General features: G+C 35.7%; 13 protein-coding genes. 1 reads left to right on the forward strand and 12 read right to left on the reverse strand.

Translation table 11 applies throughout. The features are described from left to right. The first annotated feature begins 77 nt into the window (after nt 1-77). Nucleotides 78-434 (forward strand): diacylglycerol kinase family protein, encoded by a 357-nt coding sequence (locus JHL15_RS15300; protein WP_200247106.1) that lies wholly within the window; start codon nt 78-80, stop codon nt 432-434. A gap of 240 nt (nt 435-674) precedes the next feature. Here JHL15_RS15300 and JHL15_RS15305 read toward each other — a convergent pair whose 3' ends face one another. The 12 genes from JHL15_RS15305 to JHL15_RS15360 all read right to left on the reverse strand — a co-directional run bounded on the left by JHL15_RS15305 (nt 675) and on the right by JHL15_RS15360 (nt 17,958). Then, nucleotides 675-1,007 carry a gamma-glutamylcyclotransferase family protein gene (locus tag JHL15_RS15305; RefSeq protein ID WP_200247108.1) on the reverse strand — a complete coding sequence of 111 codons (333 nt, stop codon included), beginning with the start codon at nt 1,005-1,007 and terminating at the stop codon, nt 675-677. Continuing rightward, nucleotides 1,008-1,634 (reverse strand): SGNH/GDSL hydrolase family protein, encoded by a 627-nt coding sequence (locus JHL15_RS15310; RefSeq protein WP_200247110.1) that lies wholly within the window; start codon nt 1,632-1,634, stop codon nt 1,008-1,010. Nucleotides 1,635-1,647: 13 nt separating this feature from the next. After that, a complete protein-coding gene (locus JHL15_RS15315) occupies nt 1,648-2,064 on the reverse strand; it encodes a ribonuclease inhibitor (RefSeq protein WP_200247112.1) in 417 nt (138 codons plus the stop codon). After that, nucleotides 2,042-5,737: a phosphoribosylformylglycinamidine synthase gene (locus JHL15_RS15320; RefSeq protein ID WP_200247114.1), complete on the reverse strand. Its 3,696-nt coding sequence runs from the start codon at nt 5,735-5,737 to the stop codon at nt 2,042-2,044. Before JHL15_RS15320 ends, JHL15_RS15315 begins: the two co-directional genes overlap by 23 nt. 29 nt (nt 5,738-5,766) lie before the next feature. Continuing rightward, complete coding sequence (locus JHL15_RS15325; protein WP_200247116.1) at nt 5,767-6,729, reverse strand: WG repeat-containing protein; 963 nt, start codon at nt 6,727-6,729, stop codon at nt 5,767-5,769. Nucleotides 6,730-6,775: 46 nt separating this feature from the next. After that, entirely contained in the window at nt 6,776-8,203 is a 1,428-nt protein-coding gene (gene purB, locus JHL15_RS15330; RefSeq protein WP_089026996.1) for an adenylosuccinate lyase, read from the reverse strand. A 194-nt stretch (nt 8,204-8,397) separates the two neighbouring features. Further along, entirely contained in the window at nt 8,398-8,811 is a 414-nt protein-coding gene (locus tag JHL15_RS15335) for a hypothetical protein (protein ID WP_200247118.1), read from the reverse strand. Nucleotides 8,812-8,923: 112 nt separating this feature from the next. Beyond that, the gene (bglX, locus tag JHL15_RS15340) at nt 8,924-11,254 is read right to left on the reverse strand and encodes a beta-glucosidase BglX (RefSeq protein ID WP_200247119.1); all 2,331 of its coding nucleotides are present in this window, start codon (nt 11,252-11,254) and stop codon (nt 8,924-8,926) included. A gap of 190 nt (nt 11,255-11,444) precedes the next feature. Continuing rightward, nucleotides 11,445-12,155 (reverse strand): carboxylesterase family protein, encoded by a 711-nt coding sequence (locus JHL15_RS15345; protein ID WP_200247121.1) that lies wholly within the window; start codon nt 12,153-12,155, stop codon nt 11,445-11,447. Nucleotides 12,156-12,254: 99 nt separating this feature from the next. After that, nucleotides 12,255-13,637 carry a glucoamylase family protein gene (locus JHL15_RS15350; RefSeq protein ID WP_200247123.1) on the reverse strand — a complete coding sequence of 461 codons (1,383 nt, stop codon included), beginning with the start codon at nt 13,635-13,637 and terminating at the stop codon, nt 12,255-12,257. Nucleotides 13,638-13,710: 73 nt separating this feature from the next. After that, nucleotides 13,711-15,129: a RagB/SusD family nutrient uptake outer membrane protein gene (locus tag JHL15_RS15355; protein WP_200247125.1), complete on the reverse strand. Its 1,419-nt coding sequence runs from the start codon at nt 15,127-15,129 to the stop codon at nt 13,711-13,713. A gap of 12 nt (nt 15,130-15,141) precedes the next feature. Next, a complete protein-coding gene (locus JHL15_RS15360) occupies nt 15,142-17,958 on the reverse strand; it encodes a SusC/RagA family TonB-linked outer membrane protein (protein ID WP_200247126.1) in 2,817 nt (938 codons plus the stop codon). Nucleotides 17,959-18,104: the final 146 nt, after the last annotated feature.

Raw genomic sequence — 18,104 nt, forward strand, 5'->3', positions numbered from 1 at the left:
ATAAAACCATCATAAAGGACTAAAGATAGGCATTTTCTTTAAGCAATTAATTATATTTGTACATAATCTTTTCTATCATGCGCAAACCACCTATTCATAGAAGTTTCCTGAATGCTTTTCGAGGTGTTTTTTTGATGATAAAAACGGAAAGAAACTTCCAAATTGAGTTTGTAGCCCTTCTTATTAACCTTTTTCTCATTTTTTATTTGCATTTATCCAGTATAGATGCTGCCTTAATTCTTATCGTGTCTTTTGGGGTTTTAGGTGCTGAAATTTTCAATACGGCTATTGAAAGGATCTGTGATATTGTTCAGCCTGAATTTGACCGGAGAATAGGGTTTATTAAAGATGTTTCGGCAGGCGCCGTAATTCTTATGGCTACTGTTTCCGTGATTGTTGGAATTTTAGTGTATTGGAAATATATTTTCGGCTAGAATTCTTGTTTTATTCTTCCTCAGATTAGGCTGTTATCTGTCATTCAGAACGAAACGCAGTGTAGTGAAGAATCTATAAAAATAAAAAATCTGTTTATTCTAGGTTGCAGAGATTCCACGCTTCACTTCGTTTCGCTCTGAATGACAAGGTTGTTCTGGTTACAAAATTTCCTAAATCTCCCAAATCTTCTTTTTGTGTTATTCGTGAAGAACAATTAGTGCTATTTGTGTTTAAAAAACCTATTGACCAACGTAAATAAATCCTTTCTTTCCAGATTTGAAAGTGGTTTCAATTCTTTTATAATCATCTACTTCGTATTCATCCGCCTGAAGGATTTCTTCTTCTGTCACCTCAAAAAGAATCCCTTCCACTTCATCTTCAATATTTTCTGAAAACTGTAAAATCGGGTGATACTTCTGATTGCTTTTCCTGAGTACTTCGGGATCAGTAATCTCCAACATTTTTAGAATGTAATTGGTAAGAATATCCTTTTGACCTTTCAACAATCTTCCAAATGTTTCGATCTGAACTTTTTCATTCTGTAAGGTTCCGTATGAAAATAGATAAGGCATTTATAAATATTTTTCAATGATTGGTATTGCGATTTCCGCCATCATTCCATATCCTTTTTCGTTAGGATGAACCCCATCTTGAGAAAGTAAAATTTCTTTATCTTCTAAAAATGCAGTATAAAAATCAATGTACATGAATGAGTTTTCAAGAGCGATATCCTGAAGAATTTTATTGTACACCAAAACCTCACTGTTGGTTCTTAGTTTTCCGGAAGCTACCTGAACCCCATCTACATTTTTAGAAAATGGTAAAATGCTAATGAGATAAACATCATTCGTGAATTGTTTTGCATATTGAATTGCGGTCAAAATATTTTCCCTGAACTGATCAGGAGCTACCATCTGACTTCCATTTTTTATAGCTAAATCATTAGCTCCATATGCTATAAAAACAACGTTTCCTTCTGCAGAGTTCCGCGCATCTAATTCGTGTGGCATTCTTTTTATCAGACCTTCTGTTGTCTCACCTCCTATTCCTAGATTGTAAACAATGACTTCATTGCTTCCCTCGTGGAATTTTTGTAAAGCATATCTTTTTAAAATATCTACCCATCCTCCAAATACCCCATCATATTCTCCATAGGTAATACTGTCTCCGAAGAACAGTGCATAAATCATTTTCTTCATTATAAGTCTTAGCTTAATCTAAAATGAGATTAATATTTTTGTGTGATTCAATAATTTCTATCAGAATATCAAATAATGTTTGTCCTTCTCCAGAAATAAGCTCATCCAGATTTTTCTGAATCAGTTCTACATTAAACGGATGACCTTGTTTAATTTTTCTTTCGTAAAATTCACGAGTAGCCTCTAAACCTAAATCACCTTTTGATTTTTCAGATTTTTTCCATGTCAATTCAATCTGATCTTTGTTTTCAAAAACTCCAAAACCTCCATAAAGGATGTCATTAAATCCGTCCAATGTCCCCACTTTCCAATCTACATTTTTCATGAAAACCCTGGAAGCTTCTTCGTAGAATTCAGGTAGATTAGAAAAATGATCGCCATTAATGACGATCATTTTCTTGTTATTTTTATTTGAAGTATTCGACTCCATTTTTAAAGATGTTGTGATAATTCGCAGTTGGAATATTCTTCATCAACCCTTCTGCAAAACGTTCAGGATGCCCCATTCGACCAAATATTTTCCCATTTGGACTGGTAACTCCTTCAATTCCGAATAATGAATTATTTGGATTGAATGGCATACCATGAGCAATGTTTCCTTCAAAGTCTATGTATTGGGTTGCGATCTGACCATTTTTATACAACTTCTCAATTTCAGCTTCAGAAGCCATAAAACGACCTTCACCATGAGAAATCGGAATGGTAAATGTCTGATCTTTCATTCCTTTCAACCATGGGCTTTCGTCATTGATTACTTTTACTGTAACCATCTGAGAAATGTGTCTTCTGATCGCATTATGAGCAAGTGTTGGAGAGTTTTCATCAAGATCTTTAATCTGTCCGTAAGGCAACAAACCTGATTTGATCAATGCCTGGAATCCATTACAAATTCCAATGATCATTCCGTCTCTATCTAACAAATCGTGAACCGCCTGTTTCATTTTTTCATTCTTCAGAACATTCACAATAAATTTAGCTGATCCGTCTGGCTCATCTCCTGCTGAGAATCCTCCTGAAAATGCTAAGATCTGAGATTGTTTAATTTCCTCCACCCATGCATCGATGCTTTCATCAAGCAATTGGTGATTGATATTTTTAAGAGGCAGACTATTGACAATAGCTCCTTCTTTCTGGAACACATTGAGTGTTTCGTACTCACAATTTGTTCCCGGGAACAAAGGAGCGAATACTCTAGGCTGAGCAATTCCGTGACTTTTAATAATGATATTTCTTGGTGTCGTTGAATTTAATTTTTCATCTAATTCAACAATGATCTTTTCTTTTTCAACTGTTGGGAAAAGCTTTTCGAATGTTCCTGTATAAGCAGATTCAAGATTTGAGATTTGAGATTCAAGATTATTTATTTTCAAAGTACCTGAATCTTTTACTTCTCCGATCAGTTGAATAGTCGTTGAACTTAATTCTTCTTTTGATTCGATGATCAGGCTTCCGATATTTTTAGCTAATAAAGTACTTTCTTCAACATTGATATCAGCTCCAAGTCTGTTTCCGAAACTCATCTTTGCAATAGCTACTGCAACACCACCATCTTTAACCGTTTTTACAGAAACAATTTTTCCAGCTTTAATATTTTCAAAAATGAAATCATATACTGTCTTTAAACTGTTATAATCTGGAAGACCGTTTTCCTGAGGAATATGGTTATAGAAATACAGTTTATTTCCTGCTGTTTTAAATTCCGGAGAGATTACATTTTTCTTTTGTCCATCAGCACAAGCAAAAGAAATCAATGTTGGCGGAACATTCAGATCCTGATAGGTTCCACTCATTGAGTCCTTTCCTCCGATCGCGGCTAACCCAAGGTTAATTTGAGCATCATAAGCTCCTAAAAGAGAAGCCAAAGGCTTACCCCATTTCTCAGGGTTTTGCCCTAATTTCTCAAAGTATTCCTGGAAGCTTAATCTTATATTTTTATAATCGCCGCCCATCGCAACGATCTTAGCCACACTTTCTACCACTGCATAAGATGCCCCCAATAATGAGTTTTGCTTAGAAATTTCAGCATCAAATCCCCAGCTTGCAAAAGAAACGGTTTCAATATTTTTAGCTCCAAGGATAGGCAGTGTCTGAGCACTTCCTTCCATTAAAGTCTGCTGATACTTACCTCCAACCGGCATTGCTACTGTAGTAGCACCAATTGAAGCATCAAACATTTCTAACAACCCTTTTTGGGAAGCTACATTTTTATCCGCTAAAACTTTTAATAATTCTTCTTCAGAGAAAGTTTTAGAATCAAGTTTTACTTCTTCAAGATGGGTAATTTTCACCTCCTGGCTTTTAGCACATCCATTGGTATCTAAAAACGCTCTTGAAAGGTCAACGATCTTATCTCCTTTCCAGAACATCTGCATCCTTCCTGAATCTGTAACTTTTGCTACCTCTACAGCAACAATGTTTTCAGCTTCACAGTATTTGATGAATTGTTCTTTATCTTTTGGATCAACAACCACTGCCATTCTTTCCTGAGATTCAGAAATAGCCAGCTCTGTTCCATTGAGTCCTTCATATTTTAATGGTAATACATCCAAATTTACTTCTAATGAGTCAGCAATTTCTCCAATCGCTACAGAAACACCTCCGGCACCAAAGTCATTTGATTTTTTAACCAATTTTGTTACTTCCGGTTTTCTGAATAGTCTCTGAATTTTACGTTCTTCAACTGCATTTCCTTTCTGAACTTCAGAACTCATCGTATGAATAGAAGTTTCGTCTTGTTCTTTCGAACTTCCGCTTGCTCCACCCACTCCATCACGTCCTGTTGCACCTCCTAAAATGATAATAGAGTCTCCATTTGCAGGTTTTTCACGTCTTACCCAATCTACAGGAACAGCTCCCGTAACGAAGCCAACTTCCATTCTTTTTGCTTTGTAACCTTCATCGTAAATTTCAGAAACCATAGTAGTCGCAAGACCAATCTGGTTTCCATAAGATGAATATCCGTTAGCTGCTTGTTTTGTAATTGTTTTTTGAGGTAATTTACCTGGTAATGTCTTGTCAACTGATTCTAAAACATCAGCAGCACCGGTCAATCTCATCGCCTGGAAAACAAAAGATCTTCCAGATAATGGATCTCTGATTGCTCCTCCTAAACAAGTCGAGGCACCACCAAAAGGTTCAATTTCTGTTGGGTGATTATGGGTTTCGTTTTTGAATAATAAATACCAAGGCTCCTTCTTGCCATCGTATTCAGCTTCAATCTGAATCGTACAAGCGTTGATCTCATCAGAAACCACAAGGTTCTCCAGATTACCCGTTTTATGGAAATATCTGCCACAAACTGTTGCCAGATCCATTAATGAGATCGGTTTCAATTCACGGCCTAAGAATTTTCTTTTCTCGATATAGTCATTGAAAATAGTTTCCAATGTACGCTTAAATTGTCCTTCAAACTGAATATCAGACAATTCTGTTTCAAATGTGGTATGACGACAGTGGTCACTCCAGTAGGTATCTAAAACTTTAAGTTCAGTTTCAGTTGGATTTCTTTCTTCTGACTTAAAGTATTCCTGAATGAATTTTAAATCATCTAATCCTAATGCAAATCCATGCTGGTTGTAAAAATTCTCCAACTCAGCATCATTGAAATTGATGAAATTTTCGTGGATCAAAACTTTCGTTGGTATTTCGTCTGCAGGAATGTTTAAAACCGTCAGGTCTTTTACCTGAGATTCTACCTTGTTGATCAAAAGATCTTTTATTGTAACCAAATCAGCTTCTGAAACTCCCTCAAATTCGATCAGCTTTCCACTTCTTACTTTAGACTTTTCATTTTCAGTCAGCAAAGCAATACACTGTTGTGCAGAGTCTGCACGCTGATCAAACTGGCCTGGTAAAAACTCCATCGCAAAATGGATCGTTTCAGCAGGATTTTCTGTGTGTAAAATATCAGTAACTGGGTCTACGAAAGTGCTGTTAACCACTTTCTCAAATTCACCATCATTCAAATTAAATATATCGTACACATTGTATACTTTTACATTTTTGACTGACGGAACAACCGCTTTTACCTCATCAAAGATCTTTGGACTTTCTACATCGAAAATACCTCTTTTTTCTACGAAAATTCTTTTGTTATTAGACATTAGATGTCAGATATTAAATATTATTAGACTTATTTACTTAATTTATTCGGATTATCCGGGTGCTCCTTCTGGTATTCATGTGCTTCTTTTATTTCTCTTTTGAGCCATTGGTCAAAAGGAAGCTTTTCCACATCATAGTCTACTGCAAAGATTTTCTTGCCATCTTCTGAGACTAAAAATTTGAAATCATATGTTAACCCTCCATCTACTTTTCTGTAATCATATGTATTTACCTGATAATAGGGAAAATTCTCTTTTGGTCTTTCTACGATTTCAAAGAATAGTTTTTTTTCCTCTTTGGATAATTTATTGGACCAGTTCACATAATAAATTTCCGAAAGTTTATTATTTTGTTTTTCGAAAAATTGAAGAATATCCTTCTCTTTTTCATTGTATTTGAATGGATTCGGATAAAATTTCCCATTAACTTCAACAGTGTTTTTAGGTGTTGAGACAGGCTGAACAATCTCTCCTTTAGCATTCATTACTCCCCAGACTCCACCTACTATCGCTTTATGTTCATCTTCTGTTTTCTCCCAATCACATCCGTCACAAAATGCTGCATAACCATAATTAAAAGGAGAAACAAAATCATGCTGTGCTTCAATAATGGTTGTACCATTTCTATCTGCAAAACCTACTTTTCCATTTTTTACAAATCTTCTTACACCCTCTGAGAAATAATCAGCTCCATTGTCATACAAAAAAGGTCTGTATAAAAAATTTCCTTTTCTATCGTAGACATATCCCCACGCATTTTTCTCTTTAACTTCATCTTTTTTAGAACCATCAAATTCAATGGTTTCGCCTTTTACAGGTTCACCATCTTCAAGAATGGAATATACCCTGAATTGTGCAGGAATAACAATATTCCCATTTTGATCTTTTACTCCAACCAAAGAATCTTTTGATTTAAAATACCTTAAGACATCCTTTTTTTGTGAAAAGGAAATTATAGGTATTAACAAAAGTAAAAACGATATTTTACTCATTCTTTGGATGAAATAAAATATGCAGCCGAAAAGACTGCATATGATGTTATACTTTAAGATCAGCTTCCAGTCCTATTAAATCTTTGTTTTGGTCGAGAATCGGCTGAACTTCATTTTTAATGAATTCCTCCGTTTGAATCGGTGCAAAACCTATGAAATTTTTAGGATCTAAAACTTCTTTTAATTTTGATTTATCTAATTTTAAAGAATCATCATTTAAGATTCTTTCGATCAGGTCGTTTTCTTTTCCTTCTTCTTTTACCTTTTTAGAAGCTTCCATTGAGTGAACTCTGATCACTTCGTGGATTTCCTGACGGTCACCTCCTGCTTTTACTTCTTCCATGATGATGTATTCAGTAGCCATGAAAGGTAATTCTTCTTCGATATGCTTATTGATTCTGTTTGGATATACCACGATACCGTTCATGATATTATTCCAGATCAGTAAGATAGCATCTACTGCTAAGAAAGCCTGAGGAATCGTTAATCTTTTGTTTGCAGAATCGTCCAATGTTCTTTCAAACCACTGTGTAGAAGCTACCATGGCAGAACTTGTCGTTAAAGACATCACATATTTTGCCAATGCTCCGATTCTTTCACTTCTCATTGGGTTACGTTTGTAAGCCATTGCAGATGAACCGATCTGGTTTTTCTCAAACGGCTCTTCAATTTCTTTAAGATTCTGAAGAAGACGTAAATCGTTTGTAAATTTATGAGCAGATTGAGCAATGTTTCCTAATAAGGCAACCACTTTAGCATCAATTTTTCTGTCATACGTTTGTCCTGAAACCCCAAAAACCTTTTCGAAACCAAATCTTTTCGAAAGCTCTTTATCCAAATGTTTTACTTTAGAGTAATCACCATTGAAAAGCTCTAAGAAACTTGCAGCAGTTCCTGTCGTTCCTTTTACTCCTCTGAAACGTAATGTTTCTAAGAAGAAATCAAGCTCTTCGATATCAAGAACCAAACTTTGTAACCAAAGTGTTGCTCTTTTACCTACCGTTGTTAACTGAGCTGGTTGGAAATGAGTAAATCCTAAAGTAGGAAGATCTTTATATTGAATAGAAAAATCAGCAAGATTTTTCATTACGTTAACAAGCTTTTTCTTTAAGATCAAAAGCCCGTCACGGATTTGAATTAAGTCTGTATTATCACCTACAAAAGCAGAAGTAGCTCCTAAATGTATAATTCCTTTTGCTGAAGGTGCTACATCACCATATGTATGAACGTGAGCCATTACATCATGACGGAATTTTTTCTCATACTCTGCTGCTTTATCAAAATCGATATTTTCAGCGTGAGCTTTCAACTCTGCAATTTGCTCGTCAGAAATTTCAAGTCCAAGGTCTTTTTCGATTTCAGCAAGAGCGATCCAAAGCTGTCTCCAAGTACGGAATTTATTATTATGTGAGAAATTAAATAACATCTCTTCGCTGGAGTAGCGCTCTTCCAATGGATTTTTGTAGGAATTCATTCTTTCTTATTACTTTTTAGATGCACAAAAATACGGATTTTCGGTGAGAGATGAAAATTGTTACCGTGGTTTTCAAGTTTGATTAATACCAAATATTTGTTTCCTATTATTTAGCTTTTTGTATTCATCTGTTCTTCATTAAAGTGTTGTTAATACTTACACTAAAAAAGCCATTCTTTCGAATGGCCTCTTTTTTATTGATAAATGACTACATCATCTTTCTTAATCTGGTAACCTGCTTTCTTGTAAGGAACCAAAACATAACTTTCTTTGATATGGCTTCCACTTTTCCAGATCTTACCTTTTCCTTCCCTGTTAAGGATAATGCTTTTTGCATTTCCATCCGGGATGAAAATTTCAGCTCGCTTCATGTCTTTACTAAAAATAACAGCTGTCATCGTAGTATAACTTTTATCAGAACCTACTTCTTTCAATTTAATTTTCTGTTCGAAAACTCTCACACAATCATTTTTGATTTGTGAATAGGTATAGCCTGCAGAGCCTTTACAGCCATGGACATCTCTGTCGCCTCCTACAACAGGAGCTTGTTTTTGTGCAAAAGCTAAAGAACCCAGGAACATCGCGCTAAATAAAATTGTTTTTTTCATATTTAAATTATTAATGTTTTCACTTTGGTAAAAAGTATGCCAAAAAATTGGTATTAGTTAATTTAATTCTAAGTTACAAAAAAAGCCACTCATATTGAGTAGCTTATCTATCTTATTTTGTCCAGTTAATTTTTGAATGTTTCACATCCTCGGAATTGGTTCCGATCATAATATCAAATTCTCCCGGTTCCCAATCAAATTTTAAATCTCCATTGTAGAATTTAAGACTTTCCGGAGTAATATCAAAAGTTACTTTTTTAGATTCACCTTTCTTAAGGAAAACTTTCTGGAATCCTTTTAGCTCTTTTACTGGTCTGGTAATACTTCCAACCATATCTCTGATATACAATTGCACTACTTCTGCTCCATCATAATTTCCTGAGTTGGTAACAGTAACTGAAGCCTGAACGGTCTGATTTCCTTTTGGATTAGAATTAGAAACACTAAGATCAGAATAATTGAATTTCGTATAGCTCAGTCCATATCCAAATGGATAAAGAGGTGTATTACACTCATCCATATAGTTGGAACGGAATCTCTGATATTCACATTTATCAACCAATTTTTGATCTAACGGACGACCTGTATTTTTAGCATTGTAATAAATAGGAACCTGCCCCAGACTTCTTGGGAAAGTCATTGGTAATTTCCCTGAAGGATTTACTTTTCCAAACAGAACATCTGAAATGGCGTTTCCTGCTTCTGAGCCTGAGAACCAAACATTCAGGATGGCATCAGGCGTATCTTTTACATTCGTTAATGCTAATGGACGTCCCGTGAAAAGAACCATTGCAATTGGCTTTCCTGTTTTTTTCAATTCATTCAGCAGGTCGACCTGAGACTGAGGAATCGTGATTTCTGTTCTGGAAGAGGATTCTCCACTCATTTCTGCAGACTCTCCAATAGCTAAAACAATTACATCTGCTTTATTGGCAACATCCACCGCTTCTTTTAAAAGTACTTCTTTTGATCGGGTATCTCTGTCTGTTTTCTTTCCATGAGCTGCATAAATATTTTCTAATTTTTCGCTGTAATCAATGTTAGCTCCCTTTGCAGAAATAAACTTTACCTCTTTTCCAAAATTATCCTGAAGACCCTGCATTAAGTTAACAGCACTTGCATGTTTGGCAGCCACACTCCATGTTCCCGCCATATTCAAAGAATTATTTACCAAAGGTCCAATTATCGCTACTGTTCCAGATTTTTTCAAAGGTAAAACCTGATTGTCATTTTTCATCAATACCATCGATTGAGCAGCAACATTTCTGGCAATCGTACGATTTTCAAGACTATACACTTCTTTTGCTGCTAGTTTTGCATCACCGTGTTTATATGGATTATCAAATAAACCTAAATCGTATTTAGCTTCAAGAATTCTTTTCGCAGCCATGTCAATTTCAGACTGGGTAACTTTTCCTTCTGATAAAGATTTTTTTAAAGTGGTTAAAAAACCTTCCCCTACCATATCCATATCGACTCCAGCTTTTAAAGCTAATGCTGAAACCTGTTGAAGATCTCCCATTCCATGATCAACCATTTCATTGATTCCGGTATAGTCTGTTACTACAAAACCTTTAAACTTCCATTGATTCCTTAAAACTTCAGTTTGTAGCCATCTGTTTCCTGTAGCCGGAACTCCATCTACTTCATTAAAAGAAGCCATGACAGAAGCAACACCTGCATCTACAGCAGCTTTATAAGGTGGAAAATATTCATTGAACATTCTGATGTGGCTCATGTCCACTGTGTTATAATCCCGACCTGCTTCACCAGCACCATATAATGCAAAATGCTTTACACATGCCAGAATATTCGTCCCATTTGCCAGGTCTTTCCCCTGATAGCCATATACCATATTTTTAGCAATCTCACTTCCCAGATACGGATCTTCGCCAGAACCTTCGGAAACCCTTCCCCATCTGGGCTCACGAGAAATATCAACCATGGGAGAAAAGGTCCAGTTGATTCCATCAGAAGATGCTTCTCTGGCCGCCACTCTCGCAGATTGCTGAATGAGGTTCATATCCCAAGAAGCAGCCAACCCTAATGGAATAGGAAAAGTTGTTTCATAACCGTGGATCACATCCATTCCAAAGATCAATGGAATTTTTAAGCGACTTTTTTCTACTGCAACTTTTTGAACTGCTTTAATTTTATCAGCTCCTTTTATATTGAATAGTCCACCCACCAGACCTTGTTCTACTTTTTTACCTATATTGGAACTTTGGGCCAACCCTGTCGTAAAATCTCCTGAACTGGGCAAATTAAGCTGTCCTATTTTTTCGTCTAAAGTCATTTTTGACAAAAGCTGATCTACAAAGGCTTTTTTCTTCGCTTGATATTGAGCTGTCTGGTAAGACTGAACTGGCTTCGTCACCATTTCCTGAGCTGAGAACACTGGTGAGAGTGCTAAAGCTGCGAGTACAATTAACTTTTTACTCATTTTATCTTCATTTTTTATTGTATTCGTGAATCTTAGATTTCATAAATCTATCTTCTTAAATTATAGTGCTATTTTTTGTTTCTATTTTTGTTAAACGCAAAGACGTAATGCTCTTTCCGAACTTTATGTTTTTAAGGCGCAAAGGCGCTTCACTTAGCAAGAATTTTATACTTTGCTTTTTTGATTATGGTTATTTATCTCCTTTTTTCTTAGACAACATCCATTCATACAGTTTGGGATCTGAATAAGCGGAGTCCCAGGAATTATGATTATCATTAGGGAAAATTATTAATTCAGCTGTTGGATTTACAGGATGTAGCTTTTGATAAAATTTAAATGCATTTTCAGGTAAAACAATGTCATCCATTCCTCCATGAAAGATTTTCATATTCAAATCTTTATATCGATTGATATTTGCCGTCATGATCTGATCGGTAGGAGCACAAACCGGTACTACCGCAGCAAATATTTCAGGATGTTCCATAGCAAGCTTTAAGGTTCCCCATCCTCCTAGTGAAAGCCCAGTCAGGTAGATTCTGGATGCATCAATTTTATACTTTTTCTGAATCTCTTTAATCAGATTGTAGATAGTGACTGTATCCCACCAGCTATCGGCAGGACATTGAGGCGCTAAAATCGCTACAGGTTCCTTAATCAGATTCTTATAGGTAAAAGGACTATGAACTTTTACCATTTCCAGATCCGTCCCTCTTTCTCCGGATCCATGCAGAAATACAATTAAAGGAACATTTCCTTTTACTTTTTGTGGGTAGTCCAGAATATAAGATACCTTTTCCGTACGTTTGATTTCCTTATTTAACTCAGCTTTGATTTCTTGCCCGTTCAATTGTAATGAAAGAACAGGAAGCAAAAGGAGTACATGTCTTAGTTTTAATTTCATATTGTTATTTAGGTTTTGGCTAAAGCCATTTGATTTATCCTTATTTTAAACGGGCTAAAGCCCGTTTCTATTGATGATTAGGTCTGTAATAAATTCAAATTATTTAATTCCATATTTTGTTGACTGGAAACTTAATTTCTTGAGCCCTTGCTGAATTTCAGGTGCATTCATAAATAGCTTCCATAAAAACCCTGTTCTGTAGTTTTCGATCATCGGAGCAATTGTTCCCTGATCTATTGCCAAATATCTTGGAGTAAACCAATTATTATAATTGATCGATGTCGCATCATAAGGCCCTGCTGATCCAATGAATTCAGGTTTTTGTGTATATATAAATTTTAAAAATTCCATGGATTCTTTTGGCGAATATGGAAAGCTACTTAAAGCCGCTGTCGGAGAAATTATACCTTGATCATTTTGAGGAAAATGAGCATTGTACCCTGTAGTTCCATCTTCATTTCTTGAATAGCTTGCCGTAAGTCCCCAATAGTTCGGACCATAGCCTTTCCATTGTTTTGGATTTTCTACGCAATATTTGTAATCGATCAAAACTTGATTTTTATTAAGGTCAAAATAATTTTTAATCAATTTATCCGACAATCCTGTAGGATCTAAACCTATGTATGAATAATGCGCCCAAAACAACGGACCTCCATATTCTTCAGCAAAATTGTGTTTCACATACATGGGAAGATCATATTTTGTTTTATCTGAAAGGAAAGTACCGCTTCTTGTCCATCCTTTGTAATAAGTTTCTGCATCAATAGAATATGTCGGTGATGAAGCCGCTAAAATATAAGTAATCATACATTCATTATATCCCTGCAAAGGAAAATTCATTTCCCATTGATATTCTGGTGACCAGTGCCAATACAGTACTTTTTCACTCCCTTTGGTATACCAATTCCATTGAATCCCTTTCCATAGCTCATCGCATTTTTTAGCTAAAGCTTTTTCCTCTGCATTTCCATTTTTAAAATACTCACGAACCATTAAAATTCCTGACGTTAAAAATGCTGTTTCCACTAAGTCTCCTCCATTATCTTTTTTCCCAAATGGAACTGTTTTTCCAGTTTCCCCATTGATCCAGTGCGACCATGCTCCTTTAAAACGGTCAGCTTTCGCAAGAAAATCCATCATAGTCGTCAATCTTTTCACGGCTTCCTTTCTTGAAACAAAACCTCTTTCCACTCCGACTAAAATGGTTGCTAAGCCAAATCCAGATCCACCAGTCGTTACTACGTGTTTATCATTATGTGGATAAATGTCATCTTCATGGTAACGTTCTCTTCCCAACATAGAGTGCGGTTCTGCATACTCCCAGAAATACTTTAAAGCATCTTTCTGGACTTTATCCATCAACTGTTTATCCGTAATATTATTTTTTACGGGTACTTTTTTAACAACCTCTTGATTCTTAACCTGAGCATGGCAAGAAAAAAATGAGGCAACTGTGAGAATAGAAATAAATCCTAACTTCATAAAATATACATTTACATTGGATTAATTAAAAAATAGCCAAAGCTGAACTTTGGCTATTTTATATAATTATAGATTAATAACCTGGGTTTTGAGTAAAAGCACCATGGCTTTGATCCATCGCATCTAAAGGAATAGGGAATACTTCATTTTTCCCTGCTTTAAATCCATAAGGCGCTAAAACTGTAGCAGCTTGTCCTGTTCTAACCAAGTCGACAAACCTATCCCCTTCCAACGCTAATTCTACTCTTCTTTCATGCCAGATTGCGGTTCTTAACGTAGCTTGAGTTGTAGCCGTGGTTCCCGGTAAAGTTGCTCTGGTTCTTACTTTATTCAAATTTGTAGTAGCAGTTGATGTATTTCCCAGTTCATTGGCTGCTTCTGCATTGATTAATAAAATTTCGGCAAATCTTAATATTCTGATATTCTGAATAGAACCGTAGTCACAAGCACTGTTATTCAATGCTTTTGGAACATATACTTTTTGATTAAATGTGGTTACAGATAAGGGATCTCCCATAGCAATCAAATCACCTTCAGGTGTTGTTTCTCCATTTCTGAGTATGGTAAGTTCCTTTCTTATGTCACCCGCTTCAAATGCATTTTCAAGCGCATTGGAAGGTGTGAAAAACCCCCATCCAAATTGATTTCGTACACCCTGAACCTGGGCATATTGACTTCCACCATATTGAGATGAACACTGGCAGTTTACTTCAAATACAGATTCACTCCCAAATTCACCTGCTGGTCTAAATAAATGATTAAAATCCGGATCCAGATTATATCCCATAGCAATTACCTGATTAGAGGTTTCATATGCCTTCTGCCAGTCTTTTTTGTAAAGATAAACTTTTGAAAGTAACCCTAACGCGGCTCCCTTTGTTACTCTTCCAAGATCCGATGAAGGGTAAGTCTGAGGAAGTACTTCAGCAGCAGCAATAAGATCAGAAATGATAAAATTATAAACCTCCTCTACGGAATTTCTAGGCTTTTCATACACCGCCTCTACTTTATCATAGATTGGAACACCACCATAGATTCTAACTAAATTAAAATAAAAATAGGCTCTCAACATTCTGGATTCTGCAATCAAACGATTCTTTAAAGTCGTGTCCATTTGTATTGCAGGAACATGGGTAATGACCTGATTGGTTCTATTTACAGCTTGCCATTGTCCTATCCAATATCCTCTTACTCCTTCATCACTTACTGTATAGGTAAAGTTATCATATACATTAATAAAAGCTGAATCTCCTGGATTGGAACCTTTCACTACATCGTCAGCCGGCACTCCAAAAACAAATTGATAAGGAAAAGCAGAGTTCTCCCAACTTCTTAGAAAACTGTAAATAGCACTGGTTGCCTGCATTGCATCCTCTTGTGTCTTAAAAAAAGAAGATGCTTCTGTTTGTCCCTCCTGTTTTATATCTAAATAATCGTCTTTACAACTTACTACAAGCGAAAATAAAGCGATCGATAAAAATATCTTTTTCATAATGGTTTCTTATTAAAATGTTAGGTTCATACCAATGGTATAAATTGCTGAAATCGGATAGATGTTATTATCAATACCCATTTGTACTTTATCCGTATTCAAAATCTCGGGAGAAAATCCATGATATTTGAAACTTGTCCAAGGGTTTTGAGCACTCACGTATAATCTCAGCCTTGTAATGGACATCGAATTTGTAAATGCTTTAGGTAAATTATATCCTATCTGGATGTTTCTGATCCTGATATAGCTTCCATCTTCTACATAAAAACTGTTTGGTAAAATAATAGCCTGGTCATTGGTAGCCATCGGATAATAGTCCGATGTTCCGGCACCATGCCATCTGTTGTTATAAAAATCCAGATCCCAGCTTTCATTTCCAAAGCGCTGCTCCCTGTTAAAATTATATATTTTATTACCAAATACTCCCTGGAAATCGATAGCAAAATCAAAATCATAAATATTTAAGTTTACACCGAATCCATAGGTCCCTTTTGGGATTGGGCTTCCAAGGAAAGTTTTATCCCTTGCATCAATTACACCGTTCCCATCAATATCTTTAAATTTAAACCCTCCAGCTTTAGCTCCATTTTGTGTAGCCCATGCATCTGCTTCTGCCTGACTCTGGAAAATTCCCTCTACCTGGTAACCATAATATGAGCCAACGGGCTGTCCTTCTTGTAATCGTATGATTGCATTACCATACAAATTAGCCCCTGTCTGTAAATAAGATCCATTGGCAACAGCAGTAATTTTATTTTTCAATGTGGTGATATTACCATATACTCCCAACTTTATGTTGTCATTGATCTTTGTATCATAATTTACAGAAGCCTCAAACCCTCGGTTATTAAACGAATAGGCATTGGTAATATAATTATTCCAGTTACCTGCACCCGATACCGTTCCCTGAACAATACCGTATACAACATCTTTGGTGTCCTTATCAAAATAGGTAGCATCAATTTTTAATTTGTTGTTGAATAATGCCATCTCTAATCCCAAGTCTCTACCCGTAGTAGTTTCCCAACCAATATTTGGATCTATAATCTGGTCTATGGTCTGTGCTGGAGAACCTGTATTACCATAATAAGCTCCTCCATTAATAATCGTTGTATTTAGGGTATAAGCTCTTTGTACATCCGGATTCCCAAGTTTTCCCCAGCTTGCTCTTAATTTTAAAAGATTAAAAACATTTTGTTCACTCATAAAGCTTTCCTTGGAGATAACCCACCCAGCACTTACAGCAGGGAATACCCGATATCTGTCATTACTTGAATATTTGGAAGTTCCGTCTCTACGAATAGATGCATTTACCAGATATTTCCCTTCATAATCATAATTCACCCTACCAAAAAATGATTCTATTCTGTCCTGATATGGAACCACAGTACGTTTTTCATCAAAAGTAGTTCTAACGATATCTGTTCCACTATCAATATTCAATGAAGTGTTTGTTCCGTTGTAATTTACATTTAGAGCATCCGCATACTCCTGGGAATAAGAGCTTCTTGTTCTGGAAAAACCAGCAAGTAATTCTATATTATGTTTTCCAAGACTCTTTTTCCAGCTTAGTGTATTATCCCACACATAGTTTCTGGTTCTGGAATCTCTTGTTATGAGTTTTGTAGGTTTGGGATCCGGAGCATATGTAAATGATGGTGTAAATTCGTATTTATTCGAATTAATATTATCAGAGGTATAACTAATTCTTAAAGTAAAATCTTTTAAAAATTTATACTCTCCCCAGATATTATTCAATAATCTTTCTTCTCTTGTCTGGGATCTGTACAGATCAAGTTTAGCTCTTGGATTTGAAATATTAACAAGAGAAAAATACTGATATCCTCCTGTACCAGGATTAATAGGAGCATATACCGGTGGCGCTGCATAAGCATCCTGCAAAGGAGTCTGTGCCTGATCGGTACGCATTTTAGAAAATGTAAAATTATTTCCGATCGTTATATTATCCGTAATCTTATAGGTAAGGTTGACTTTAGAATTAAATCTGTTAAAGCCACTTCCTGAATTAATGCCCTGTCCTGCAGCCAGATTTCCTTCGTCCTGTAAATATCCTGCACTTAAATAATAATTTAATTTCCCAGCATTTCCGGACGCAGATATATCATTAGAATTGATAATACTTGGTCTGAGGATTTCTTTAAACCAATCTGTGTCAGCAGGGTAATTGGATCTGTTTAGAAATTTTGTAGGATCAGTTACTCCTTCATTGCGTAACTTTTCGTTAAACAATTCGATGTATTGATCAGAATTGACCATTTTAGGAATATTCGTCACTGTCTTGATTCCTAAATAAGAATTAAAGTTAAAAACAGGCTTTTTGCCTCTTCCACTTTTTGTTTTAATAATAACTGCTCCATTTGATGCTCTTGCTCCGTAGATTGCTAAACTTGAGGGATCTTTCAATACACTCATCGATTCAATATCCTGGGGGCTCAAAAATGAAATATCGTCAGTAATCATTCCGTCAACAATAAAGACTGTTTTACCAGTGAGGGAACTTATTCCCCTGATATCCACTCTCGGAGATCCTCCCGGCGCACCTGAATTTAAAATCTGTACTCCAGCTAATTTTCCCTGAATAGAGCTTATAGGATTAGCATTTGGCTTGTCTGCAAGATCTTTTGCTGTTACTAGTCCTATACTCCCAGTAATATTTTCTTTTTTCTGGGATCCATATCCAATCATAACCACCTCTTCGATCTTATGCTCTTTTGGAACAGTATCTTTCGGTGTCACCTGCGCATTGACGTTCATACCAAAGTATAAAACAGCAATGAGCGATGAATACTTTAAATCACTTTGCTTCATATAGTTCAATTTTATTTCGTACAATCAAATTTCGAGACCGGTTTTTAAACCTTCAAGCTGTCTTTGATTAAATAAATATTGTATTTCTCAAAAAAAGACATTAACCAAAATTATAAAAATATATGAGACATTGTTAATATATCGTA

Origin of the sequence: Chryseobacterium paridis, from assembly GCF_016595215.1 — a bacterium.
In the GTDB taxonomy this organism is placed as follows: Bacteria; Bacteroidota; Bacteroidia; order Flavobacteriales; family Weeksellaceae; genus Chryseobacterium; species Chryseobacterium paridis.

Excerpts from the sequence above, each read along its gene's own strand:
- JHL15_RS15355 (WP_200247125.1), bottom strand. The coding sequence starts at position 15,129 with ATGAAAAAGATATTTTTATCGATCGCTTTATTTTCGCTTGTAGTAAGT.
- JHL15_RS15345 (WP_200247121.1), bottom strand. The coding sequence starts at position 12,155 with ATGAAATTAAAACTAAGACATGTACTCCTTTTGCTTCCTGTTCTTTCA.
- JHL15_RS15300 (WP_200247106.1), top strand. The coding sequence starts at position 78 with ATGCGCAAACCACCTATTCATAGAAGTTTCCTGAATGCTTTTCGAGGT.
- JHL15_RS15315 (WP_200247112.1), bottom strand. The coding sequence starts at position 2,064 with ATGGAGTCGAATACTTCAAATAAAAATAACAAGAAAATGATCGTCATT.
- JHL15_RS15325 (WP_200247116.1), bottom strand. The coding sequence starts at position 6,729 with ATGAGTAAAATATCGTTTTTACTTTTGTTAATACCTATAATTTCCTTT.
- purB (WP_089026996.1), bottom strand. The coding sequence starts at position 8,203 with ATGAATTCCTACAAAAATCCATTGGAAGAGCGCTACTCCAGCGAAGAG.
- JHL15_RS15310 (WP_200247110.1), bottom strand. The coding sequence starts at position 1,634 with ATGAAGAAAATGATTTATGCACTGTTCTTCGGAGACAGTATTACCTAT.
- JHL15_RS15335 (WP_200247118.1), bottom strand. The coding sequence starts at position 8,811 with ATGAAAAAAACAATTTTATTTAGCGCGATGTTCCTGGGTTCTTTAGCT.
- JHL15_RS15350 (WP_200247123.1), bottom strand. The coding sequence starts at position 13,637 with ATGAAGTTAGGATTTATTTCTATTCTCACAGTTGCCTCATTTTTTTCT.
- bglX (WP_200247119.1), bottom strand. The coding sequence starts at position 11,254 with ATGAGTAAAAAGTTAATTGTACTCGCAGCTTTAGCACTCTCACCAGTG.
- JHL15_RS15360 (WP_200247126.1), bottom strand. The coding sequence starts at position 17,958 with ATGAAGCAAAGTGATTTAAAGTATTCATCGCTCATTGCTGTTTTATAC.
- JHL15_RS15305 (WP_200247108.1), bottom strand. The coding sequence starts at position 1,007 with ATGCCTTATCTATTTTCATACGGAACCTTACAGAATGAAAAAGTTCAG.
- JHL15_RS15320 (WP_200247114.1), bottom strand. The coding sequence starts at position 5,737 with ATGTCTAATAACAAAAGAATTTTCGTAGAAAAAAGAGGTATTTTCGAT.